A 25,212-nucleotide genomic window follows, 5' to 3' on the forward strand; every position below is an offset into this window, starting at 1 on the left:
TTGCTAAGTTCTGCTGACAAATCCACTGATTGAACAGCAATACACAAGTAAACTATTATCAATATTTTTATTACTTAAAAATTAATTTCTTAGTTTTGCCTCCTCAATAGTTATACGGCATGGAATCAATAAGGGTGCATTTACCGGAAGATTTACGAATGAACGATGACGAGTTCACTCGTTTTTGTCAGGACAACCCGGACCTGAAATTTGAGCGCCGAAAAAACGGTGATATTGTTTTTATGGCAAACACAGGAGGAGAAAGTGGTAATTACAATTTTGAAATAGGTGCTGATTTTGCTATTTGGAACCGACAGGCCCGGTTTGGTAAGTTTTTTGATTCGTCGACGGCTTTCCGACTTTCTGATACCTCTATAATGTCACCTGATGTTTCGGCGATCACCCAAAGTCGCTGGGATGAACTGACACCCGAGCAACGTCGCAAAATTCTACCACTCTGCCCGGACTTTGTACTTGAACTACGCTCACAATCAGATCGCTTGAAGGACTGTTTTGAGAAAATGGACGACTGGATGGCAAATGGATGTCGACTTGGCTGGCTAATTGACCTCACCAACCAAACGACATACGTTTATCGACCAGGCCAGAAATCACAGGAAGTTATTGGTCTCAGCCAGTTGTCGGGCGAAGACGTTTTGCCCGGTTTTGTGCTCGATCTGACGGCGCTCATCTAAGCAGAAGATGGCTAATGAAAACTGGCTGATTTGACGAATATTATTCGTCAAATCAGCCAGTTTTCATTTTGTTACGCTTCGAGTGGATTCGTTAGTGTTCTACTTTTTGTATCTTAGCCCACCTAACTGTAATTTCATCATCACTGAATGGATCGTTTTACCGGCCTGATTGGCATCGTTTTAATTCTGGGCATCGCCTATGCCCTCTCTGATAACCGAAAAGCTATTAATTATCGTACTGTTGGTGTAGGATTAGCCCTTCAATTTGGATTGGCCTTATTTGTGTTAAAAACCGACATCGGCCAACTCCTTTTTCAAAAGCTTGGCTATTATGTTGACCGGCTTTTGCAAAAAGCTAGTATTGGTGCTGAATTCGTTTTTTCTTCACTCGTCAAAACGGATGTATTAGTTAAAGTCTTTGGCCCCGGTAACGACTTCATTTTCTTCTTCAAGATTATTCCAACAATTATTTTCGTTGCGGTTCTTGTCAATATTTTCTACCATTTGGGCATTATGCAGCGCATCGTGGCGGTTATGGCGCGTGCTATGAAATGGCTCATGGGGGTAAGTGGTGCCGAAGCGCTCTCTAACGTAGCTAGTACATTTGTTGGTCAGGTTGAAGCGCAGATTATGATTAAGCCCTACCTAAATGGCATGACAAACTCTGAGTTGCTTGCCAGCATGACGGGTTCGTTTGCCTGCATAGCCGGTGGTGTGTTAGCGGTTTATATTTCGCTGGGTGTACCAGCTCCCTATCTATTAGCCGCCAGTATTATGGCCGCTCCTGGCGCATTGGTCATCAGTAAGATTGTCATGCCCGAAACACAGATTTCAGAAACTCGTGGGACGGTGAAGGTTGAAATCAAGAAAATATACGCGAATCTGCTCGATGCCATTGCTGCCGGAGCTAGCGAAGGGTTAAAGGTAGGTTTCAACGTTGTTGCCATGTTGATTGGCTTTATTGCACTAATTGCCCTAATCGACAGCCTATTCTTTCGCTTCGGATTCTATATTTTGGGCATTGATTACTTAAGTCTGAACTTTCTGTTAGGTAAATTCTTCTCAGTTTTTGCCTGGGCAATGGGCGTACCAGCGAAGGATATTCAGGCCGCAGGATCGCTGATGGGGACAAAAATGGTCGTCAATGAATTTGTTGCGTATCTGGAACTGATAAAACTTAAGCCCTCACTGGAACCAAAAACAATTGCTATTGTGAGCTTTGCTTTGTGTGGATTTGCCAACTTCAGCTCTATTGCGATTCAGGTTGGTGGTATCGGCGAATTAGCCCCCAAACGACGTAGTGACCTTGCCAAACTAGGTTTTAAAGCCTTGATTTGTGGCACACTGGCCAGTTATATGTCGGCTACACTAGCCGGATTACTCCTTTGATTGTACCGAACTAATCTATATGTTTTCGCCCGGCTCTGATTTGTCAGTAGCCGGGCTTTTTTTTGATTCCTATTTTTTCTTTACATTATTCAACTCTACTTTAGATTCCTGACGTTTTACTATTGTGGTACGAATGACGATTAACCATAGCCGCTAAACCCCGTTAAGAATGATTCCGACAAAACTGATTCCACGGACAGCCGAAGCCAGTGAGCCTCCCCTACTCATAAAATCATTACTGGCACAATCGCTCAAATACGAACCGCAGCGGGAGATTGTATATCGGGATTTGTTTCGCATGAACTATGTTGAGTTCAACCAGCGCGTTCGTCAACTAGCTAATGTATTGGCTGAGTTAGACGTTAAAGCTGGTGATACTGTGGCCGTACTTGACTGGGATAGCCATCGGTATCTTGAATGCTTCTTTGGTGTTACAAGTGTTGGGGCTATTCTACACACCGTAAATGTCCGTCTGTCGCCTGCCCAGATTCTTTATACAATGAATCATGCCGAAGATAAGATCGTCCTGATTCATGAAGATTTCCTACCGATTCTGGCTGCCATAAAGGATCAGCTTACAACGGTAGAGAAGTTTATTATACTAAGCGACAAAGTGTATGGCTCTCAGACAGACTTAAGTGACATACCGAACTATTTTTCCGGTGAATACGAAGCCCTGCTAAAAGGGGCACCATCAGATTATGACTTTCCTGATTTCGACGAAAATACCTGGGCAACAACCTTCTATACCACAGGTACGACAGGAAATCCAAAAGGAGTTTATTTTTCCCATCGTCAGCTATTTATGCATACCATGGGGCTTCTGGCCTACATTATTGGGTATGAAGCGATGCCGTTCAAAGGTACTACAGATGTGTATATGCCTATTACACCCATGTTTCACGTCCATGCGTGGGGATTTCCGTTCCTGGCAACGATGATGTCGGCAAAACAGGTTTATCCAGGTCGTTACGAACCTGAATTACTACTTAAACTTCTTATTAAAGAAGGAGTTACGCTGTCGCATTGCGTACCCACTATTCTAAACATGCTAGTAAGTAATCCCGCGGCTCAGAAGTTTCGGGAAAACCTGAGTCGATGGAAAGTGTTAATTGGTGGTTCAGCACTCACAAAAGGGCTGGCCCAGACTGCTACTGACTTAGGCATTAGGGTTATGGCTGGTTATGGGATGTCAGAAACAGCCCCCGTTATGGCCGTTGCGTATTTAAATGAACAGGAAAAAGAGCTATCTAAAGAAGAGCAGATTGAGTTAAGCACACGAGCAGGCCGCATTTCGCCTTTCATCGAAATGCGATTAATGGACGACGAGGGCAATTTTGTTCCACACGATGGACATTCACTCGGCGAAATTGTGGCACGCGGCCCCTGGCTCACGCAAGGCTACTATAACGATCCAGAACGTGGAGCCGAACTCTGGAAAGGCGGCTGGCTTCATACTGGGGATGTTGCCAGCATCACCCCCGATTATTGGGTTATGATTGCCGACCGAACTAAAGATGTTATTAAAACCGGGGGTGAATGGGTATCTTCACTGGATATGGAAAACATGCTCTCGCAGGTAGAAGGTGTAGCTGAATCGGCGGTAGTTGGTCTTCCAGATGCGCGTTGGGGTGAACGGCCTCATGCGCTCATTGTACAGAAACCAGGTTATAACCTCACTGCCGAAGGGATAAAATCTAAATTACAAGCTCAGGTTGACTGTGGTGAACTTCATAAATGGTACGTTCCAGACCATATTTTATTCGTATCGGAAATACCGAAAACAAGCGTCGGTAAAATTGACAAAAAGCGCATCCGAAGCGAAATGAAAGAACAAATTTTAGCGTCATAATCGAGCCTGGACGGCCACGTCCGGGTAGAATCCCTAGTGTACTTAACCCGGATGTGGCCATCCAGGCTACGATTATGACACGTATAGGTCTTTTATCCGATACACACAGCTATCTGGACCCGCAAATTTTCAAACACTTCGATACTTGTGACGAAATATGGCATGCGGGTGATGTAGGGAATCTCGTTGTCATGGAGCAGTTACGAGCCTTCAAACCCTTACGAATTGTATCAGGCAATATTGATCGCGAAAGCATCGATTTACCCGCTAATCAACGCTTCGAGCTTGAAAACTTAAGCATCTGGATGACGCATATTGGCGGCTCTCCACCCAAATATAACCCTGTAGTTCGGCCACAACTACAGGCTAATACGCCCGATATTTTTATTTGTGGACATTCGCATATTCTCAAAGTCACACGCGATTCAATGATGAAGAATATGCTGTTTATTAATCCAGGAGCGGCTGGCAAAACAGGTTTTCATGTTATGCGAACTGCCGTACGATTCTCGCTCGATTCGGGGCGAATTTTAGATATGCAGGCCATTGAGTTAGGTAAAAAGTAATGTAACAAAAAAGGGTTTCCTGTTCAGGAAACCCTTTTTTATTACGTTATGAAACTTATATCGGCAGTGACTCAGGCTCTGTTTCAGCAGGCTTGGCTTCCTTACCGATTTCTTCTTTAACTTCCTCAGCTACACCTTTGTTCTTGTAAGCCTGATAGACGGTTTCACGTTCGAATGGACGTTTCCCGATTAGACGTACCAAATCATTTTGATACAGAATTTCTTTCGAAAGTAATTCCTTAGCAATGATTTCTAAAGCCTCACGGTGATCAGTCAGCAGATCCTTCGTGCGATTGTAGGCGATGTCAACAATCTTACGAACTTCTTCGTCAATATGTTTGGCTGTCTCTTCCGAATACGGCTTGTTAAATGCGTAGTCCGATTGCTTCGAATCGTAGAACGATACATTCCCGATCTTATCATTCATGCCATACATCGTCACCATACTGTAGGCCAGTTTAGTGATTCGTTCCAGATCGCTCAGAGCGCCCGTCGATACTTTACCGAAAATCAAATCTTCAGCAGCCCGACCACCTAATGCCATGCACATTTCGTCCATGAGCTGCTCGGTGCGATATAGATATTGCTCACGAGGCAAATACTGCGCGTAACCAAGAGCAGCTACTCCGCGTGGTACAATCGTAACTTTTACGAGCGGATCAGCATGTTCGAGGAACCAGCCTGCTACAGCGTGACCAGCTTCGTGGTAAGCAACGATCTCTTTTTCTTCTGGTGAGATAATCTTGTTTTTCTTTTCCAGACCACCAATTACACGATCCATCGCATCCTGGAAGTCTTTCATATCAACAGCTTCCTTATCGCTACGAGCGGCAATCAGGGCAGCTTCGTTACATACGTTAGCAATTTCAGCACCAGCGAAACCAGGTGTTTGAGCAGCCAGTTCTCTTGGATCAACATCTGGCGACAATTTGATTGGCTTCAAATGCACCCGGAAAATAGCTTCCCGACCAATAATATCTGGTTTATCGATACTGATCTGACGATCGAAACGACCTGGACGTGATAAAGCCGAATCAAGTACATCGGGGCGGTTTGTTGCAGCCAGAATAATAATACCTGAATCCGTAGCGAAACCATCCATTTCAACCAGTAATGAGTTCAACGTATTCTCACGCTCATCGTTTGCGCCGGGCATTGAACCCCGACCCCGTGAACGACCTACCGCATCGATCTCATCAATAAAGATGATACAAGGCGCTTTTTCTTTCGCTTGTTTAAAGAGGTCGCGGACCCGAGCAGCGCCCACCCCTACAAACATCTCAACAAAGTCAGAACCTGACAACGAGAAGAAGGGAACACCAGCTTCACCAGCAACAGCTTTCGCCAGGAGTGTTTTACCTGTACCCGGAGGGCCGATTAACAAAGCACCTTTCGGAATTTTAGCGCCTAGTTTGGTAAACTTGGTCGGGTTCTTCAGGTAATCAACGATTTCTTTGATTTCCTCCTTAGCTTCATCCAGACCAGCGACATCGTTAAAGGTAATTTTTACCTTATTATCAGCATCGAACAAAGCAGCTTTCGACTTGCCGATATTGAAAATCTGTCCACCAGGTCCACCTGCGCCCGACATTCGACCCAACAAAAAGTACATAGCTAGTATCATCACGATCAGGAATCCCCATGTGCTGATAATACTACCAAAGTCACTACGTTGTTCAAATTTATACTCAACCTTCTCATTGGCAGGTACGCCTTGCTGCATGGCGTCAAGGTCCTTCTTAAAGGTCTCACCAGAAGCTATCTGAAATTGGAAATGGGGGCCATGACCGCTACCGAAATAAGGTTTTTCGGTAAACATAGACCGGTATTTCGGGCTTTGTGCAGCTTGTTGCGTAAGGGTAACTTCCGCAATCTTATCATTTACGACCACTACTTCGGCTACCTCGTGATCCTTAACCATAGCTTCAAACCGCTTTTGCGATGTCTCGCGAGTGGCCGAACTTTTGTTAAAGAACGTAATGCCGAGAATGGCGGCAATCAGCAATGCAACAATCCAACCCTGAAAGTTAGGCTTACGAGGCCCTCCACGAGGTACTAACGGATTTCTATTATTATTTTCTGCCATTTCTTCAGGTTATGCAAACAGATTTTCAACAAGTAACACCGTTTTTCAATTGAATGTTTCTTTCTCGAAACGGTTAGGACAGACGGTTAATCAGGCCTATAAGCGGCCCAAATTAAGCCATAGTTAACTAATCTTAAGTTAGGAAGCCACTGTTAGTTCATTATCTTCAATCAAATGAATTTCAGCATCTCCCCACAGTTGTTCAAGATCGTAGAATGACCGGCGCTCTTTTTTTGAATACGTGGGCAACAACGTCTACGTAATCCAGCAAAATCCACTCCCGATTCAATTTACCTTCTTTATGCCAGGGATCTTGTTTACTGGCTTTATAAACCTCTTCTTCAATAGACGTTGAGATGGCGTCAATCTGCGTGTCGGAATTACCCGAACAAATGACAAAATAATCGCAGATGGCGTTTTTAACGTTGCGCAAGTCCATTACTACAATGTCATGCCCTTTTTTTTCCTGCATTCCGCGAACAACAAAATCACGTATTTGCTCAGCGGTAAACTCTTTATTGTTGTTAATTCTCATGCTTTCAGTTTAACATTGTCATGCCAACCAGCGGGTACTTTCTCTAAAGGACGTATTGTCCGAAGCACCATTCATTAGCTCTACTACTAAACTATACAATATTTTGTACAAAATCTATCCCAAAACGCTTTTTCTTGGACAAATAATCCAATATCTGCCAAGCTGTCAGTCTACTAACGACGAAGCGGCTGCTTTGATTGCCCAAACGGACCCTAGTGAGGGCATGCTTGTCATAACCGACAACCAAACTGCTGGACGCGGACAACGTGGTAATCAATGGGAAGCAAAATCTGGGCAGAATCTAACCGTTTCGTTGATTCTTAAGCCATCTTTCTTAGCGGCCACCGAACAATTCTGGCTCAACATCGCTATTTCGCTAGGTATTTACGATGCCCTCCAACCGCTTGTTGGCGATTCGCTACGGATTAAATGGCCCAATGATATTTACGTCGGTGATCAGAAATTGGGCGGAATTCTGATTGAAAATATTCTGCACGGCTATAACATCGAGTGGTCAATTGTGGGAATGGGGCTGAATGTGAATCAAACAGAGTTTGGTTATTCAACGGCAACGTCGTTACAACTACAGGCTCCGCTACCAAATTCGTATGATCTTCCTGGGTTACTTAGCCGTTTATGCGAAACGCTCGAACAGCGCTACTTACAATTGCGTGCAGGACAACGGGATGCCTTAAAAATCAACTATCTACAGATACTCTATCGCTATCAGGAAGAGCATACATTCGAAGCCGATGGCTACTCGTTCCGAGGGACAATCATTGGTATAGATGCTACCGGTCGTCTGGCCATATCAACCGCCGGCCAAGTGCGGTATTTTAACTTTAAAGAAGTAAGCTTTTATGTATGATGTATGATGCATGGTAGAAAAATACATCATACATCATACATCATACATCATACATCATACATATTACTTAATCGCTTCCTCTACTGGATTACCAATGCAGCCATTTGGTTCGAGGAGACCGAGAAGAGCTGTAATAGTTGGGGCAATATCATGAATATGCGTTCGACGCAGCGTTTGGCCCGGTTTTACGCCCCAACCGTAAATCAGGAATGGTACGTGGGTATCATAAGCGTACGTAGTACCATGCGTTGTACCCTTGTTACGACCTTCAATCCACCCTGGAGGTTGCATTACATAGAAATCACCGCTCCGATTTGGATGGTACACATTCCGAAACAAATTTTCCTGCAATAATGGCAGAGCCTCTGCTCCCAGGTTGTGTAAATTCACCACGTTGACAACCGCCTTTTGTTTAAGTAACGTCGCTCGTAGCAATTCGTAAACATCCTGCATAGCAATCTTCTTCTCGGTTAGCAATGCATGATTCAGATAAATCTGCTGGTTAATGTAGGACAGCATCCATTGGCCTGGGCCATAGGCTTTTTCGAGCGTGGCCTTTACGGTTTCGCCAATTTCTCCATAACTCTTTACACCAGCTGGAATGCGGTACTCCTGTAGAAAACCGGGGGCATCAACCACGCCATGATCGGCCGATAGGAACGTTACCCATTGGCCTTGCCCTACAGTAGCATCCAACTGAGCAAAAATATCAGCTAGTTGACGATCAAGTCGAATGTAGTTGTCTTCTGTTTCTACGGCGTGTGTTCCAAAAGCATGGCCGATATAATCGGGCGATGAAAAGCTGAGGCAAAGCATATCCGTTACATCGTGCTTGCCCAGTTGTTCACCCTTTATGGCAGCCAACGCAAATTCTTTCGTAATCTGATCGCCATAGGGACTAGTCCGCAATACTTCATATTTGCTGCTACCCGTCTGAACAACAAATTCATGAGGGAAAACCGCTTTTGCTTCGCCCGGCATTGTAGCTTCGTAAGGCTTATCATCGGCAGAGCTTTCTGTATATTGATTCATGGGAAGCGTAGTCTCCCACTTTTGGCTAATGAATTTCTCAGGCAGTTTTTGAGCATTAAATGCCTGTACCCATTGCGGTAACTCCTGCTGATAAAATGTACTGCTTATGAAATTACCATCTTTCGAATCAAACCAATAGGCAGCGTTGGCGGCATGTCCGGCGGGCAAAATGGCACCCCGATCCTTCAGAGCAATACCAATTACTTTAGCCCGACCATCAGTAGCCAGCTTGAGCTGATCGCCAATTGTAGTAACCAGCAGGTTGCGGGGCGACATTTTACCCGCTGTACCTGTATTACCTACTGTAGTTACGGTCGTATCTTCGGCACAGTATAATAAACGACCAATATTCCGCTCATAGAAATCATTACCTACAATGCCATTGAGTGCTGGAGCAGATCCCGTATAAATGGCAGCGTGACCAGGCCCCGTATACGTAGCGGCATAATGATAATGGTTATTTCGGGCATTAAATCCCTGATCCATCAATCGTCGAAAACCACCCGTGCCAAATTTGGAATAGTATCGGTAGAGGTAATCATAACGCATTTGATCGACTACTATTCCGACAACGAGTTTAGGCTTATCTAACGGCGACCGGGCAATTACCGGCGCTTTTTTAGGTTGCGCTAACGCTGTTACCGTTAGTAAAGACGATAACAAAATGGAAGAAATAAGACGCATAAGGTCGTTTGTTGGGGTTGGGTAACTTTTGGGCAAATGTACAAAACAAATTGTTGGGCGATTAAAGGATAAAAATGAAGCCTTTGTGATCTCTGATTCGAAAAAATCCAGCAAGAGTTGCCAAGTATATATAATCAGGCGACTTTTTTTTCCAACATTCTGGTTTTGATTCTGTTAATAGTTATCCTCTTGTTTGACATGATTCAGATTTCCGGACCCGCTACATTCTGGTTAACAGCTCTGCTATTTTTCGTAGCTATTTTCGGGCGATACGTTCTATTTTCGCTGACATTCTGGTGGCTGTTCAACGTGTCGTGGAAAGAGCAGTTTGCGCAAAGGACCGTACAAACGCGCCCGCGAAAACCAGATCAGGATTGGCGTGAGATTGGCTGGTCGGCACTGACGTCGATTATCTTCACCGCTATTGCTATGGGGATGATTCTGGCTTACCAGGCTGGTCATACTGCTGTTTACACGCACCTCCACGACTATCCGCTCCTTTGGTATCCGGTTAGTATTCTATTGGTTCTGTTTATTCACGAGACGTATTATTATTGGCTACACCGCTGGATGCACCGGCCGGGCGTCTATAAATGGGTTCACAAAACCCACCACGACAGTATTACGACTTCGCCCTGGACTGCCTTCTCGTTTCATCCTATTGAAAGTACGCTTCAGGCCATTATCATTCCTGCACTAACATTTGTTATTCCACTTCATATTTCTGCGGTTGGGCTTATCCTCATGATTATGACCTTATCGAGCGCGGTCAATCACCTGAATACAGAAATTTATCCCCGTAACTTCAATAATCACTGGTTTGGGCGCTGGCTTATCGGAGCAACTCACCATAGTTTACATCACACGCAATTCCGGTTCAACTACGGGCTCTATTTCACGTTTTGGGATAAATGGATGAAAACCGAAAGCCCCGATTTTCACCGATTATTTGGGGAGAAAACGAAAAAGAGGAATAGTAGCGAGGAGTGAGAAGTTGCTGACGATAATAGTTGTGTTGCGTCAGCAACTTCTCACTCCTCACTCCTATTACTAAGCATATACTATTTACTTCGGTCTATAGTATACTGTACGAGTTGGTACAGTGACTGGCGGTAGGTTGAATCGGGGAAGGCGTTCAATAGTGCTTTTGCTTCAGCCACGTATTGGTTCATGGCCTGCGTTGCGTATTCAATCCCGCCGGAATTCTTAACGAAGGTGATCACCTCATCCACCTTTTTGGGTTTCTCGCTTTCATTCTTGATGATATTGATAATTCGACGCTTTTCCAGAAAACCGGCTTTATTTAACGCATAAATAAGCGGCAAGGTCATCTTTTTCTCTTTGATATCGATCCCCAATGGCTTTCCAACTTCGGCAGTACCGTAGTCAAACAAATCATCTTTAATCTGGAAAGCAATCCCAACTTTTTCACCGAAAACGCGAGCCTTTTCCACCATGTCTTTATCGACACCCACCGACTGTGCCCCTACAGCACAACAGGCGGCAATGAGCGAAGCCGTTTTCTGACGAATAATCTCGTAGTAAACGGCTTCGGTAATATCTAAACGACGCGCTTTTTCAATCTGAAGCAGCTCACCTTCGCTGAGTTCGCGAACGGCCATTGTAACGATACGAAGCAGATCGTGCTCATTATTATCAACGGCCAGAAACAAACCACGCGTCAACAGGTAATCGCCAACCAGTACAGCTACTTTATTTTTCCAGAGCGCATTGATGGAAAAAAAGCCGCGTCGATAATTCGATTCATCGACCACATCGTCATGAACGAGCGAGGCCGTATGGCACAATTCAATGAGTGAGGCACCCCGGTAGGTCGATTCGTTAATCTGTCCGCAAACACCGGCCATCAGAAACACAAACATCGGGCGAAGTTGCTTGCCTTTCCGCTTCACAATGTACTTCGTAATCTGGTCGAGCAGCATGACGTCACTCTTCATCAATCCCCTGAACTTCTGTTCGAATAATTCCATTTCGACAGCAATCGGGGCCTGTATATCAGCGACGGTAAGAGACATTATATGGGGTATTCAGTCGATAGTCGTTAGTTAATAGTTGTCAGTTATTACTTGTTACCGACAACTATTGACTAACGACTATTAACTATTCGTTAACAATTATAGTAAGGAAAGCGCAGACGCCGAAAAAGCCGTTCAGAAAACCTAACCACCTTTTCATAACTATCCGAGCATCAATTCGTTTTGTTTATTACTTGAAAACACTCAACTTACCGGCACGGCAAGTCAGGTATGCCATTTACTATCGTTTTGCATGATTAACAACCCTACTCCAACTGTTCCGAAGGTAGCCGCTACTCAGCCCAGAACCAATTCAACCACTCACGCACTCGTATTAGGAGGAGGATCGCTAAAAGGGGCGTTCCAGGTTGGAGCCGTTATGGCACTTTTTGAGTCAGGCTTTGTACCTAATAAACTATATGGAATTTCGGTTGGGAGCCTCAACGCTACGTTTATTGCGAATGAAGCAGCCCGTCAGCAAGCCGAAACAGGTCAGGTTGACTGGACAAAAGTAGGCAAATATTTAATTGAATTCTGGATTCGGAATATCACGAAGCCCAGCGACGTGGCGGTTATACGATCTCGGTTCCGTATGGGGTACAACACCCTCATGAGTCGATTCGATGGTTTGTTAGATAATTCGCCGATTCAAAACCTTATCCGAAGTCATGTTGATGTTGAAGCCATCAAAACGGGCCCTGTAACGCTGAAAGTTGGTGCGGTCGACATTATCGAGGGCGATATGTATTATGCCGACGCTCACGACCCTAATTTTCTGGACTATGTGTATGCGAGCAGTTCGCTACCGTTCTTAATGCCTGCCATACAAATCGGGGGCGACCATCGGCGGGCGTTCTTAGACGGTGGTCTGCGAGAAGTAGCTCCGTTGCGAGTCGCTATCGAAGATGGAGCCAACGACATAGCCTGCATAGCCTGCCACGCCAAGAAGATTTACAACGAGAAATTCAACTACCGAAACCTGTTGAACTTGATGGACCGGGTGAAAGATATAACGGTCAATCAGTTGGTCAATAATGATATTGCATGGGCCGAACGCTTTGCCGAACGCGAAAAACTCCATGATCGTAATCTCAACCTAACCATTATCCGTCCTACCGAACCTCTGTCGTTGAATCTGATGAAATTCACCTCGGAAGATATTGGAAAGATGATTGTGCAGGGGTATCAGGCCGGAACCGATATGGTGAAGCAGAAGCGCCTGATCGGTTCTAAGACAATTTTGCCCTGATCAGCTACTGACAGCGGTAAGGTCCATGAATAGCTTTCAGGATAAACGACTCATTAGTGTCATCCAGAACAAAAATTCGGTACGATTTACCACCGGGGTCAACCCGAACAACAATGTGGCCAGCCTCGCTTTTGAGTTGTTGTCGTAACTCGCCAATAGCGGTTTTGGCTTCTTCCAGTAAGTTGGTGGCAAAGACATCACGTTCGCCAGCGTAACTCTGCCTCGATAGCATACGCTCAAGCACGTCACGTCCTGGGTGTGAAGAAGCCCAGGCTGGAAGAATCAATACGCGTGGTCGCAAACTAGCCAGCAACGTTCCATTTTCAGAATCAGCGTAGCCATGATGATCAATCAATTGAACATCGACAGGTCCGGCGACATTGGCAATAGGCGTTTCTACATCGTGCCAGGCAGGTGACCCAAACTGAAGCACCCCCTGAATATCTCCCCCCGAAAAATAATCAAAGTCTCCATAACGAATCTGGTAAGCAATGCTGCACATATTTTCGTTTGGGTAATCCTTCGGTTGTAAAGTGCTCAAACTCGGAAAATCTGACCAGGTCTCATTCTTGACACCCGTCCAGATTTCGCCATTAACGGCCATGTTCCGAACTTCTACCGGATATTTTTTGCTTAGCCTAGGCTGCTCAACAAAGGTAATCTGATCGTTTCGGCCTGCCTGAAATCGCTCAACTTTTAAGCCTTTATGCTGGATTTGCCAATCCAGAAACCGACGGTAATTAACAACCATAGAATCGCTGGTAAACGGAGTTGGGTAGTTGTAACTGGGCCACCCCCGGTCTAATAATTTTCGGATAGGAATATACTCGGCGACTTCTGTAATACCTGTCAATACATAGCCTCCCGCTCCCAGCTTTGTCACGTTTAGCGGGGAACCCATATGATCATTATGAAAATGCGTGATGATGGCGTAATCGATGGCAGGTTGAGCGTTAAAGCGTAACATGGCGCGAGCATAGCGGGCAATCCATTCCCCAGCCTGACGCTCATTTGTAGGCTTTACAGGTATGTTTCGTGGCTTGCCTGTCCGCCAGTTGATCGGGTTAATGGCACCTGCATCTACCAGTAAACTAGTGCCATCTGGCAATACAATAAGCGTGGAGTTCCCTTGTCCCGTATTGATCTGGTGAATATCCAGTTGCCCTTCCTGCCAAACGGGCAAGGGTTTGCCCACTTGTTGTGCCCAGACAGACGTTATCCACAGCAATGGTACCCCTAAAAACAGAAGTCGAATGAATGGCATGTAGCAATAAGGAGTAGATTATTTACTGTCAAAACTACAAACCTATAAGGTCTGGCAGACCTTATAGGTTTAAACTATTAAAATAAGCTAGCTACTTCCTGTGGCCGATCGGTGGTCAGTATATCTCCTCCTTGCTTAACTACATCCCGATAACCAGCGCCAGCTTCTGCCATTGGCTTTTCGTCTAATTGCCCAGGCCCATAAGTGCCTACGGAGGCAAGAATACCAAGTTTATGTAAGCGTTCGTAGTACGTTGCTGGCTGAAGCTTTTGTGGGGTAAGTGCAATTAAATGGCCCGAAGCCAATGGATGGTTTTCTAGTTTATCCAGATCGGCCATACTGTTTACGCCAACGGCCAACCAGAGCGTAGGATATTTATCCCGTACTCGTTGCGCTTCGGCAAATGAGTAGCAAATAACAAAAACAGAATGTACTGCCTTATGCTTATCCACTTCTTTCATTACACGCAAAGGGTCTGTTCCCGGCTTCACATCCAGAGCAAGCATATAGCGGTTTTTGTTCCAGTTCAGGATATCCGTAAACGTTGGCATCGACTGATTGGTCAACTCTCCTGCCAGCGTTTTGAGTTTAATTTTACGTAACTCCGCCAATGTCTTTTCAGACACCGGCCCTTTCGCATCCGACTCCCGATCCAGTGTAGCATCATGCAATAAAACAAAGCCACTGTCGCGCGTCATGCGCACATCCATCTCAATAATAGCATCAGGAAGCACTTTTGCCGTTTTATCGAATGTAGTGATCGAATTTTCGGTATCCGACGAACCAGGACCTCCTCGATGGGCTAATATGAGCGGGTGTTTTCGAGTTGAGGAGTACTTAAAAAAGGCATCGACAGTTTTAGTATCGTGAAACCGATTGACCAATTGGGCCATTCCCTTACTCGCTGTGAGGAGTGTCAGTAAAAGAAAAATGTTCGTTTTCATAACTCTGGTTTGTTAGAAATAAAAATCCCCCGTCACAATTTCTGTGCGGGGGATTTTGTCATGTTACTGCGAAGAAATTAGAACGAGTAACGAACGCCAAGCTGAGCCTGCCAAACGTTATCGATCGTAATGCTCTTAACCCATGAATCTTGCAGCAGAATTGTCTGACCGTTCAAATTCTGCGTAGCCAGACGATAGGTTGGAACACCTGCCGAGCTAACACTAGCAATTGCTAATGGGTTAGCAGTCGTAGAAACCCAGCCTACACCCCATTTGTTGTTCAATAAGTTGCCAACGTTCAGGATATCAGCACGGAACTGAATGCTGTGCTTGATATCTTTTGCACCAACTTTGATATAGAACTCCTGAATTACAGTGAAGTCGAAACGGCTCAACCATGGAGCAAAGCCACCATTACGTTCAGCATATTGTCCACGACGTGTTTTCAGGTAATCGTTATTGTTGATATACGCATCGAAAGCAGCCTGTTGTTGCTCTGGAGAGTATGTAACAGCATTTGCACCTGTACCTACTGTAAGCGCTGCGAATGTCAATTCAGACGCCGATTTAGGAACGTAAAGTAGGTCGTTGATTTGACCATCACCGTTCAGGTCACTACCGTAAATATACGACTGTTTGTAACCACTGGTAGAAGAACCACCGAGCGTAAACGTGGTCGAACCACCGAATTTACCACCATAGTTAAGGCGGTAGTTAACGTAACCGATAATCCGGTGACGAAGGTCGTTATCGCCATACGAAGTCGTCAGGAAGTTCTGACCAGCAACCGTTGGGGTATTACCAACTACAGTGCTACCTACCGACATTAAATCACGCGACAGACCGTAGGTATAAGCCAACATACCGCCAAAACCTCGGCTTGTTGGTTTCTCAAGTTTAGCGGTGAACGTGTACGAGCTACCTTGGTTTGTGTTTTTCAGCACAAACGCGTTGGTATTATAAGGGTAGTTAATATAACGAGCTGTGTTGATAGCTGCTGTACCCGTTACACCCAATGCTGGGTACCGGCTACGAGTATCAGGACCGCTAAGTTGGCCGGTTGGTGATTGTAAGTTAGCATCGATATAACGTAGAGCTTGGATTGTCTTGTTATAGATCACTTCCAATGTTCCGATCAAGCCCCAGGGCAGACGTTGGTCAATAGCAATATTCGTTTTCCAGACCACAGGATATTTTAGATTCGGATCTGTTGCGTTAACAGCATAACCGCTCAGACTCATAACATCTGTATTGATCGCGGGCAAGACACCGGCAGGCAATTTGCTGGGGTCAGTAGCGAAGGGAACATCAGTAGCAGAGGCAACAGTTGTACTATTTAATCTAGTCAATACGCCTGTATTTACCCCATTATTACCCAACTGGTTCGATACTAATACTTCAGGAATACGCGATACAAATAAGCCACTTCCTCCACGAATTTGGGTCATTTTATCCCCTTTCACATCCCAGTTAAAACCAACACGAGGAGATATTAACAGACGAGCTTTTGGGAAAACACCCGTATTGAGGTAATAATTAGCACCATTTTCGTCTTTATAAGTCAGGCTAGCTACTCGTGGGTTGTTGAATGCAGTAGCCGTTGAGTTATCGTAAGCGAAAATATCAGCCCGAACACCAGCCGTCAGTTTGAAGGTTGGGTTAACCTGGAACTCATCCTGCACATAAGCACTATAAGTACTTCTGTGCAACGTTTGCAATGGCTCACCACCCCCTGGTACCAACGAGTAACGGAGGTTATATTGCTTTACTGGTACTGGTGACGTCGTAGCTGTTGGGTTATTAATTGAAGCCAGGGCTGCCGTCTTGAAATCGGCAATCGAGTTATACACATACACACCGTTCGAAGCGGGGAAGAATACGTTGTTCGACGTATATTTCTCGTACGACAAACCGAATGTAAGCGTGTGCTTACCAGCAAAATAGCTGAAGTTGTCGGTAATGTTCAGCGTCGAGTAGTTCAGTTTGTTGTTAGGCGTAAACGGATCGAAACCGATAGAGGTATAAGTCGTACCATCTTTCAAAATATCGATGGTTGGGAATATACCCGTCAAATAAGTCCGGTCTTCAATCTGTTTGTTATAGGTAGCAACCAGTTTGTTAGCAAACTTACCACCAAACGTAGAGTTCAATTCGGCCGCAATCGAGCGGGTGTTATCAGCAATTTGATAGCCCGTATTCTGTGGAGAAAGCGCCAGGTTACCAGCATAACCCGAAGAAGCATAACCGGTACGGTTACCATTACCAGCCGTGCCGCTACTGCTACTGTTGCTAATGGCCTGATCTGACTTAGAATCGTGGTGAGAATAACGCACAGACAGCTTATTGTTGTCGTTGATGTTCCAATCCAGACGAATCAAACCTTTTGTGCTTTTCACCTGGTTGTTGAAGTTATCGATAGCGCCTAGATCACGATTGAAGTTCGTTTTCATGAATGCGCTCAGGTCTTCCAGGTCAGCAGCGGTTACACGCGATACGTTACCGGCAGTTGATCCTGGTCGGCTAGCTACCCAATCCAGAGCAGGTACGCTGCTCTTGAATTGTTCTACGTTTACAAAGAAGAACAATTTGTTTTTAATGATCGGACCACCCAACCGGAAACCAGAGGTTTTCTTATCGATCGTTACTGGAGCCAGATCACGACCATCCGCTTTTTTACCAGCTAAGCTGCTGTTCTGGAACAGGTAGTAAGCCGATCCCGAAAAATCGTTCGTACCAGAACGAGTAACGGCGTTGATACCAGCACCCGAGAAGCCTGTCTGACGAACGTCGTAAGGCGCTACGTTAAGCTGAATTTCGTCTAAAGCATCCAACGACACAGCGGTTGTACCGGTACGTCCACCCGCGATAGCCGAAGAACCTAAACCGAAACCGTTGTTGAATACGGCACCATCAATGGTGATGTTGTTGAAACGAGGGTCCTGACCACCAAACGATTGACCATTACCATACGCGTTATATTTGGTAATATCAGTCATGGTACGACCGATTGTTGGCACCGTGTTGATCGTTTCCCGACCATAGGTTGTAGCAGCCCCTGTACGGTTAGAGCTGATAATACCGCCTTGGTTACCCGAAACAACAACTTCTGCTAAAGAAGTACTGTTGTCAACCATTTTGAAGCTTACATCGGCAGAAGTACCCAGGTTGGTAAACACACCGTCTACCACCTGATCTTTGAAGCCAACATAAGTGGCAGTTACTTTGAAAGGCCCACCTACACGCACACCAGGAATCGTATAACGACCCGATGCGTTTGTAGTTGTACCGTAGCGGCTACCTGATGGTAGGTGGATAGCAACAACCGTAGCGCCAGGCAGAACTCCGCCTTTGTCATCGGTTATCTGTCCATCAATGACAGCGGTAGTTACCTGTGCCATGGCTCCGCTCCCACTGAGCACTGCCAGTAGCATACTGCCGACCAGCAACAAAGCCACTCGAAATTGCAGTAGTTTTTTAGACATAGAAGTGTTTGTTTTGTTAGTAGGTAATGAGATTTGTATCCATCAGATACTTTCTCAATTTAATGACAAATATGCTATTTTTTTCAAGTCAAAAAAGCAAGGCTTCTTAAAAAAGTACCACCATATTAAAATGTATTGACAAAATTCTACAAATAATCTTATTTTAAAATGATTAGGTTCTATAATGTTCATTACCATATTGTTAAGGGGAAAAATTCTTTAGACGGTTTTGTTGACATTGTATACCCATTTGGGTGGTAAATGTGTAATTATGTTTGTTTAAAGTAGCTATCTCAACTTAATCCTCTCTTAGTTTTGTCCTCTTATGCAACCAATCGACAAGTCCGATTTTAAGCTTACACAATACAGTCATGGCGCGGGTTGTGGCTGCAAGATTTCGCCCAAAATCCTGGACCAAATCCTGCACACAAATGCAACGGCTTTCCAGCCTCGTTACGATAATCTATTGGTTGGAAATGACTCGCGGGATGACGCAGCTGTTCTCGACCTCGGCAATGGAGAAGCCATTATCAGCACAACGGATTTCTTTATGCCCATCGTCGATGACGCTTTCGATTTTGGGCGAATTGCCTCGGCTAATTCGATCAGCGATGTCTATGCCATGGGGGGCGAACCAATTATGGCTATTGCCATTCTGGGCTGGCCGTTAGACAAACTCCCCCCTGCCGTTGCTGGGCAGGTGCTCGAAGGCGCTCGTGCAATCTGCCTGGAAGCCGGAATCCCACTCGCAGGGGGCCATAGCATCGACTCTCCTGAACCAATTTTCGGCCTGGCCGTAACCGGTAAAGTTCGGCTTGATCATCTTAAGCAAAATAACACGGCAACAGCAGGCTGTCGATTGTATTTGACCAAACCACTGGGTGTTGGTATTCTGACAACTGCCCAGAAGAAGGGAATTCTGAAAGCTGAGCACGCCAGTATAGCACCCGTTCAAATGGCTCAGCTTAATAAATTCGGAGCCGTTTTAGGAAAGTTGCCATATGTGAAGGCGCTGACTGACGTAACAGGTTTTGGCTTACTTGGTCACCTGACCGAAATGGCCGAAGGATCTGGACTAAGTGCAATCATTGATTTCGATGCAGTACCCAAACTAGACATGGTTGAAGACTATCTGGCGCAGAAAAGTTTTCCAGGTGGTACGATTCGTAACTGGGATAGTTATGGACATAAAATCAGCGAATTAACCGAACTACAGCGCTATATTCTGGCTGATCCACAAACGTCAGGGGGCCTCCTCATCGCCATTGATCCCGGTAGTATGGATGAATTTGAACGCGTAGCCCAGGAAAACCGGTTTACTTTGCAACCATTCGGCGAGTTAGTCGAACAACGAGAAAAAGTTGTGTATGTAAATTAATAGGAGAAAAGGGAGGAGGGGGAGTAAAGGGACGAAAGGAAAGCAGCATATATCTTTTACTCCCCCTCCTCCCTCTTCTCCCCCTCCTCCCTCTCTATGAAATTATTCTTCCGTCAAACCGGCGAAACCGGCCCAGCCATCGTTATTCTACACGGCGTTTTTGGCTCATCAGATAATTGGCTGACTACCAGTAAAACCATTGCCGCATACGGCTACCGTGTCTTTGCGCTCGATCAGCGAAATCATGGGCAATCCCCCAGAAGCAACGATCAGGATTACCAGAGCATGGCTGCCGATTTACGCGAATTTCTTATCGACCAAAATCTGGATAATCCAATTCTGGTGGGTCATTCGATGGGCGGAAAAACAGTTATGCAGTACGCCATGCTCTATCCGGGCACCTTCCAGAAACTCGTTGTTGTCGACATTGCCCCTAAGTTTTACCCGGTTCACCACGCTCAACTTATAAAAGGGTTGAAAGCCATTGATCTCGCTAGTATCAAAGGACGCAATGAAGCCGATGCCGTTTTGCAACAGTATGAACCCTTGATTCCGGTGCGGCAGTTTTTGCTTAAAAACCTGTATCGAAACGAACAGGGAGGGTTTGATTGGCGCATTAATATCCCTGTTATCGAACGTGAATTGCATGGTATTGGCGAAGAGTTGACAAATCCTCAAATCGTTACTGCACCAACCTTATTTATGCGGGGTAGCGAATCGCCTTATATTCTGGATGAAGATATTCCAACGATCAAGCGCATTTTCCCAAATGCCCAAATCGAAACCATTCAGGGAGCAGGCCATTGGGTACAAGCCGAGAAACCGGTTGAGTTTGTTGATGTGTTGATGAAGTTTGTTCATAGATAAATTTGTCATGCTGACGAAGGAAGCATCTTCGGTAGTATAAAATAAAGTTTGCTCACCCGAAGATGCTTCCTTCGTCAGCATGACAAAAAATGCCAACCCTATACCTCATCCCTACCCTACTTGCCGACGACACCGCCAGTCAGGTGTTGCCTCCTCCTATACAAGGGATTATCGAAAAAACGGACGCTTATTTTGTGGAGAATATCCGCACAGCCAGACGGTTTATCAGTGGCCTGAAGACAACACGGGTGATCGATGAAACAACCTTTTTCGAACTCGACAAAGACACTCCTCCAGCCGATACCCGACGCCAGATTCAGGAGTTGACAGAGCGTAAACGGAACGCTGGCGTTCTGTCAGAAGCGGGTTGCCCTGGTGTGGCAGACCCCGGAGCAGTAGTGGTCGGTATGGCCCATGCATTAGGCTGGAAAGTTGAACCACTCGTAGGGCCATCCTCTATTTTACTGGCGCTGATGGGTTCTGGTATGAGTGGCCAATCATTTGTATTTCACGGATATATTCCCATTGATCGGCAGGATCGCGCCCGGTCGTTACGTCACCTGGAAAAAGAAGCACAAACCCGGCAGCAAACTCAGATTTTTATGGAAACGCCGTATCGAAACGATGCCCTTTTTGCCGATATTCTAGCCAACTGTCAGCCCAACACGCGCTTGTGTGTAGCTTGTAATTTGACCGCTCCTGATGCCTTTATTCGGACGCTTACGATTCGCGAATGGAAATCACAAGCACCTGATTTACGTAAAAAACCAACCGTGTTCCTACTTTTGTAAATATAAGCGGTCGGACGAACGTTTTCGCATCCTGTCCGCTGTTTTATGCCCTGAAAGCGGACAGGATGTCCGCGTTACCTATGATCCAAGCCTTCGAATTCTCTCCATTCCACGAAAACACCTACGTCGTATCCGATGATGCTACTGGTGAGGCTGTGATCATTGATCCTGGCTGTTACGAACAGGCTGAAAAGGAAGCGCTGGCAAAGTTTATCATCGACCGTAAGCTCAAAATCAAGTATCTACTGCTCACTCATTCTCACCTCGACCATGTGTTTGGGGTTGCGTATGTTAAGCGCAAGTTTGGCGTTAAAGCGTATTTGCACGAGCTGGATATGGTGATTTACAATGACGTACCAACGCGCTGTGCATTATACGGATTGCGAGGGTATGAACCCTCTGAAATTGATGCTTATCTTAAAGAGGGCGATCAGTTTCGGTTCGGCAATACGGTTCTGGATGTGATCTTTGTACCCGGACATGCGCCAGGCCATGTTGCCTTTGTAAACCACGCAGACCGTTATGTGCTTGGAGGGGATGTGTTGTTTCGGGGCAGTGTTGGCCGAACGGATTTTCCGTATTGTAATCATAGCGACCTGATCAACAGTATCCGAACGCAGTTTTTTACCTTACCTGATGATTATGTTGTTTATCCGGGCCATATGGAACCGACTACCATTGGCCAGGAAAAGCGAACAAATCCATATGTAAAAGGAATTATAAATGATAAATGATGAATTATTTATCATCATTATATGGGTGGCTCCATCATCATTTATCATTCATAATTCATCATTCAATCTTGAAATCACTACTCAAACACTTACCCAATGCGATGACCTGCGGCAACTTGCTGTGTGGCTGTATTGGTCTGGTCATGACCCTGCGCGGTCATCTGGAAACGGCTTCCTGGTTAATTATGCTAGCGGCTGTTCTAGATTTTGGTGATGGATTCGTAGCCCGATTAGTGAAGGTATCCGGTCCATTTGGGAAAGAGTTGGATTCATTGGCCGATGTCGTAACGTTTGGGGTCTTACCCGCTACGATTGTCTTTCAACTTGCCTGGTTTCAGGGATTAGACGTAATTTCCTACGGTGCCTTTTTAATCGCTGTTCTGGCTGCTCTACGGTTGGCGAATTTCAACATCGATACACGCCAGTCCGAATCGTTCATCGGCTTACCAGTTCCAGCCAATACAATGTTGATTGCCGCCTTTCCACTTATGGAACGCTATCAACCTCAATTTGATGCGATCTGGAAAAATGATATAGGATTGGGAATGATGATTGCCTTTTCGTTTATGATGGTGTCTGAAGTACCTTTATTCGCACTCAAATTCAAGACCTTTGGCTGGGCAGAAAACCAGATTAAATACAGTTTTCTAATCGCTTCTGTTCTGCTCCTGTTATTTTTGCATTATGCGGCCATCCCGCTGATTATTTTACTTTACATTGTTCTTTCACTTTTTACTAAAGAGCGAAAGAGCGGAAGAGCAAAAGAGTGAACCCTTATCACTCAAAATTCACTCTTTCGTTCTTTCACCCTTTCACTCATTAAATAATGAAATACATCGCTGAAATTAACATCATGACCCGTTCGGAAATTTTGGACCCACAAGGCAAGGCCGTTAAGTTGGGGCTTCATAATCTCCAAATGGATACGATCGACAACGTTCGTATTGGTAAACACATTCGGCTTGAAGTAGATGCCGACACCGAAGAACAGGCTCGTACAACCGTCGATTCAGCCTGCCGTCAGTTGCTGGCCAATCTTATTATGGAAGAATATTCATTTGAGCTGCATACAGCTTAAAAGGCATCCATTGTCTTTTTCCGGCACAAATAGTACAATTGGTGAATTCGAGAGAATACGCACCACAAAAAGTACTATTTTTGCCAACTATTTTGCAACAGCGAATGAATACAATTTATTCTAGTATCAAGGGATTAGGGTTTTACGTTCCGGATAACATTGTTACCAACAACGACCTGACCCAATATATGGATACGTCGGATGCCTGGATTCAGGAACGGACGGGCATCAAACAACGACGCTATTTCACCCCCGGCAAAGATACCAACGCCAGCATGGCAACGGCAGCCTCGCGGATGGCACTCGATCGCGCTGGTCTGGCCGCTAAAGATGTTGATCTAATCGTTTATGCAACTATCACGCCGGACTATTACTTTCCGGGTTCTGCTTTTCTGATGCAGCGTGAACTGGGGCTCGAAGGCATCGGGGTTATCGATATTCGGAATCAGTGCTCAGGCTTTGTCTATGGGCTATCCATTGCCGACCAGTTCATCAAAACGGGAATGTATAAAACCATTCTGGTTGTCGGTTCGGAAATCCAGTCAACATTTCTCGATAAAAGTAATGCAGGTCGGGGTGTCGCTGTTATTTTCGGCGATGGAGCCGGCGCTGCTGTTTTACAGGCAACTACTGACCCTGATCATCGTGTTTTATCGACCCATCTTCACGCCGATGGTCGCTATGCTGAAGAATTGTATGTACGTGATCCAGGCAGTAGTCGGGAAGGCCGGTGGATTAGTGAAGCCACGTTAACTGACGGCAATTACAACGTAACCATGAATGGCAATGCTGTTTTTAAGCATGCTGTCGTTCGGTTTATGGAAGTAATTAATGAGAGCTTAGAAGCCAATGGCTATAGAGCGGATGATCTGGCTTTGCTAGTACCGCATCAGGCCAATATTCGGATTTCGGAGTACGTTCGGCAGCAAATGAACTTACCCGAAGAAAAAGTATTCAATAATATTCAGCAGTATGGCAATACGACCGCAGCGTCGATTCCCATTGCCATGACAGAAGCCTTTGAACAAGGACGCATCAAATCCGGCGACTTAATTTGTCTGGCCGCATTTGGTAGCGGTTTTACCTGGGCTTCAGCGCTAATTAAATGGTAAGATGATCTATATAATGTAGGATGTATGATGTATGATGTATTTCTCTAGTGTACATCATATATCCTACATCATACATCACACACACTCTACTCAATACGTTCCGATCGACAGCATAACTAAGGTACAGGCTTCTATAGGCTCAATTCCTTCTGCCTGGAGCTGTTTCTCAAATTCTGGGTTTTCGGCCCCAGGATTAAATATTACCCGGCGAGGCTTCAAGCTTTTGATATAGTCATATAATTGGGGCTGATTTTGGGGGCCAACATACATCGTGACTGTATCAATGTCTTCGAGAGCGGGCTCTCCGATATGAATTGTATTTCCTTCAATCTGGCCCTCCTTCAAGCCAAGCAGTTCGATCTCATGCCCGTGCCGAAGCAAACTGTAAGCGGCCAAATTTGCATAGCGCCCCGATTTCTCAGTAGCTCCAATTACTAACGTTTTCTTTGCGTTCGTATCCATTATTTTACAGATATATACATTAATCGTACATACCTATGCGTTCTTAACAAATCTGGCATCTAAGCAGTTTTGAGCATTTCCAGAATCTTCGCAAAAAAATCTGAGGCT

Annotated in this window: 21 protein-coding genes and 1 pseudogene; 14 read left to right on the plus strand and 8 right to left on the minus strand. The window is 45.3% G+C overall.

Features of this window, described 5'->3' with window-relative positions; all coding sequences use genetic code 11:
* Positions 1-119 precede the first annotated feature (119 nt).
* The 4 genes from H3H32_RS19605 (at position 120) to H3H32_RS19620 (ending at position 4,502) form a co-directional block, all read left to right on the plus strand.
* Positions 120-695 (plus strand): Uma2 family endonuclease, encoded by a 576-nt coding sequence (locus tag H3H32_RS19605; RefSeq protein WP_182457342.1) that lies wholly within the window; start codon positions 120-122, stop codon positions 693-695.
* 147 nt (positions 696-842) lie between these two features.
* Entirely contained in the window at positions 843-2,084 is a 1,242-nt protein-coding gene (locus H3H32_RS19610; protein WP_182457344.1) for a NupC/NupG family nucleoside CNT transporter, read from the plus strand.
* 169 nt (positions 2,085-2,253) lie between these two features.
* Positions 2,254-3,936, plus strand: a complete 1,683-nt coding sequence (locus H3H32_RS19615; protein ID WP_182457346.1) for a fatty acid--CoA ligase — start codon at positions 2,254-2,256, stop codon at positions 3,934-3,936.
* Positions 3,937-4,010: 74 nt separating this feature from the next.
* Positions 4,011-4,502 (plus strand): metallophosphoesterase family protein, encoded by a 492-nt coding sequence (locus tag H3H32_RS19620; RefSeq protein WP_182457348.1) that lies wholly within the window; start codon positions 4,011-4,013, stop codon positions 4,500-4,502.
* Positions 4,503-4,557: 55 nt separating this feature from the next.
* On the opposite strand, the gene ftsH is transcribed toward H3H32_RS19620, so the two are convergent.
* A complete protein-coding gene (ftsH, locus tag H3H32_RS19625) occupies positions 4,558-6,588 on the minus strand; it encodes an ATP-dependent zinc metalloprotease FtsH (protein WP_182457350.1) in 2,031 nt (676 codons plus the stop codon).
* Between the two features lie 138 nt (positions 6,589-6,726).
* A pseudogene (gene rsfS / locus H3H32_RS19630) lies at positions 6,727-7,123 on the minus strand (ribosome silencing factor).
* 103 nt (positions 7,124-7,226) lie between these two features.
* Here rsfS and H3H32_RS19635 point away from each other — a divergent pair.
* Positions 7,227-7,991, plus strand: coding sequence for a biotin--[acetyl-CoA-carboxylase] ligase (locus H3H32_RS19635; RefSeq protein WP_182457352.1), 765 nt, complete (start codon positions 7,227-7,229; stop codon positions 7,989-7,991).
* Positions 7,992-8,054: 63 nt separating this feature from the next.
* On the opposite strand, the gene pafA is transcribed toward H3H32_RS19635, so the two are convergent.
* The gene (gene pafA, locus H3H32_RS19640; protein WP_182457354.1) at positions 8,055-9,707 is read right to left on the minus strand and encodes an alkaline phosphatase PafA; all 1,653 of its coding nucleotides are present in this window, start codon (positions 9,705-9,707) and stop codon (positions 8,055-8,057) included.
* A gap of 198 nt (positions 9,708-9,905) precedes the next feature.
* Between pafA and H3H32_RS19645 the strand changes: the two genes are divergently transcribed.
* Complete coding sequence (locus H3H32_RS19645; protein ID WP_182457355.1) at positions 9,906-10,697, plus strand: sterol desaturase family protein; 792 nt, start codon at positions 9,906-9,908, stop codon at positions 10,695-10,697.
* Between the two features lie 71 nt (positions 10,698-10,768).
* Here H3H32_RS19645 and H3H32_RS19650 read toward each other — a convergent pair whose 3' ends face one another.
* Positions 10,769-11,743 carry a polyprenyl synthetase family protein gene (locus H3H32_RS19650; RefSeq protein WP_182457357.1) on the minus strand — a complete coding sequence of 325 codons (975 nt, stop codon included), beginning with the start codon at positions 11,741-11,743 and terminating at the stop codon, positions 10,769-10,771.
* A gap of 253 nt (positions 11,744-11,996) precedes the next feature.
* Here H3H32_RS19650 and H3H32_RS19655 point away from each other — a divergent pair, with 253 nt between their 5' ends.
* A complete protein-coding gene (locus H3H32_RS19655; RefSeq protein ID WP_182457358.1) occupies positions 11,997-12,992 on the plus strand; it encodes a patatin-like phospholipase family protein in 996 nt (331 codons plus the stop codon).
* Between the two features lie 4 nt (positions 12,993-12,996).
* On the opposite strand, the gene H3H32_RS19660 is transcribed toward H3H32_RS19655, so the two are convergent.
* The 3 genes from H3H32_RS19660 to H3H32_RS19670 form a co-directional block, all read right to left on the minus strand.
* Positions 12,997-14,256, minus strand: a complete 1,260-nt coding sequence (locus H3H32_RS19660) for a ComEC/Rec2 family competence protein (protein ID WP_182457359.1) — start codon at positions 14,254-14,256, stop codon at positions 12,997-12,999.
* A 77-nt stretch (positions 14,257-14,333) separates the two neighbouring features.
* Positions 14,334-15,200: a glycerophosphodiester phosphodiesterase family protein gene (locus H3H32_RS19665; RefSeq protein ID WP_182457360.1), complete on the minus strand. Its 867-nt coding sequence runs from the start codon at positions 15,198-15,200 to the stop codon at positions 14,334-14,336.
* Between the two features lie 77 nt (positions 15,201-15,277).
* Positions 15,278-18,682: a TonB-dependent receptor gene (locus H3H32_RS19670; protein ID WP_182457361.1), complete on the minus strand. Its 3,405-nt coding sequence runs from the start codon at positions 18,680-18,682 to the stop codon at positions 15,278-15,280.
* 325 nt (positions 18,683-19,007) lie between these two features.
* Here H3H32_RS19670 and selD point away from each other — a divergent pair, with 325 nt between their 5' ends.
* The 7 genes from selD to H3H32_RS19705 all read left to right on the plus strand — a co-directional run bounded on the left by selD (position 19,008) and on the right by H3H32_RS19705 (position 24,642).
* Positions 19,008-20,060, plus strand: coding sequence for a selenide, water dikinase SelD (selD, locus tag H3H32_RS19675; RefSeq protein ID WP_182457362.1), 1,053 nt, complete (start codon positions 19,008-19,010; stop codon positions 20,058-20,060).
* Between the two features lie 96 nt (positions 20,061-20,156).
* Positions 20,157-20,927: an alpha/beta fold hydrolase gene (locus H3H32_RS19680; RefSeq protein WP_182457363.1), complete on the plus strand. Its 771-nt coding sequence runs from the start codon at positions 20,157-20,159 to the stop codon at positions 20,925-20,927.
* Positions 20,928-21,016: 89 nt separating this feature from the next.
* On the plus strand, positions 21,017-21,718 hold the full coding sequence (locus tag H3H32_RS19685) for an SAM-dependent methyltransferase (RefSeq protein ID WP_182457364.1): 702 nt from the start codon (positions 21,017-21,019) through the stop codon (positions 21,716-21,718).
* Between the two features lie 80 nt (positions 21,719-21,798).
* Complete coding sequence (locus H3H32_RS19690) at positions 21,799-22,452, plus strand: MBL fold metallo-hydrolase (protein WP_182457365.1); 654 nt, start codon at positions 21,799-21,801, stop codon at positions 22,450-22,452.
* A 68-nt stretch (positions 22,453-22,520) separates the two neighbouring features.
* Positions 22,521-23,222, plus strand: a complete 702-nt coding sequence (pssA, locus tag H3H32_RS19695) for a CDP-diacylglycerol--serine O-phosphatidyltransferase (protein WP_374191777.1) — start codon at positions 22,521-22,523, stop codon at positions 23,220-23,222.
* A gap of 56 nt (positions 23,223-23,278) precedes the next feature.
* Positions 23,279-23,530 carry a phosphoribosylformylglycinamidine synthase subunit PurS gene (gene purS, locus H3H32_RS19700; RefSeq protein ID WP_182457366.1) on the plus strand — a complete coding sequence of 84 codons (252 nt, stop codon included), beginning with the start codon at positions 23,279-23,281 and terminating at the stop codon, positions 23,528-23,530.
* 104 nt (positions 23,531-23,634) lie between these two features.
* Entirely contained in the window at positions 23,635-24,642 is a 1,008-nt protein-coding gene (locus H3H32_RS19705; protein WP_182457367.1) for a 3-oxoacyl-ACP synthase III family protein, read from the plus strand.
* Between the two features lie 90 nt (positions 24,643-24,732).
* Here the strand turns inward: H3H32_RS19705 and H3H32_RS19710 are convergent, their stop codons facing one another.
* Positions 24,733-25,104: a CoA-binding protein gene (locus H3H32_RS19710; RefSeq protein WP_182457368.1), complete on the minus strand. Its 372-nt coding sequence runs from the start codon at positions 25,102-25,104 to the stop codon at positions 24,733-24,735.
* Positions 25,105-25,212: the final 108 nt, after the last annotated feature.

The sequence above is a fragment of the Spirosoma foliorum genome, assembly GCF_014117325.1.
Taxonomy (GTDB): domain Bacteria; phylum Bacteroidota; class Bacteroidia; order Cytophagales; family Spirosomataceae; genus Spirosoma; species Spirosoma foliorum.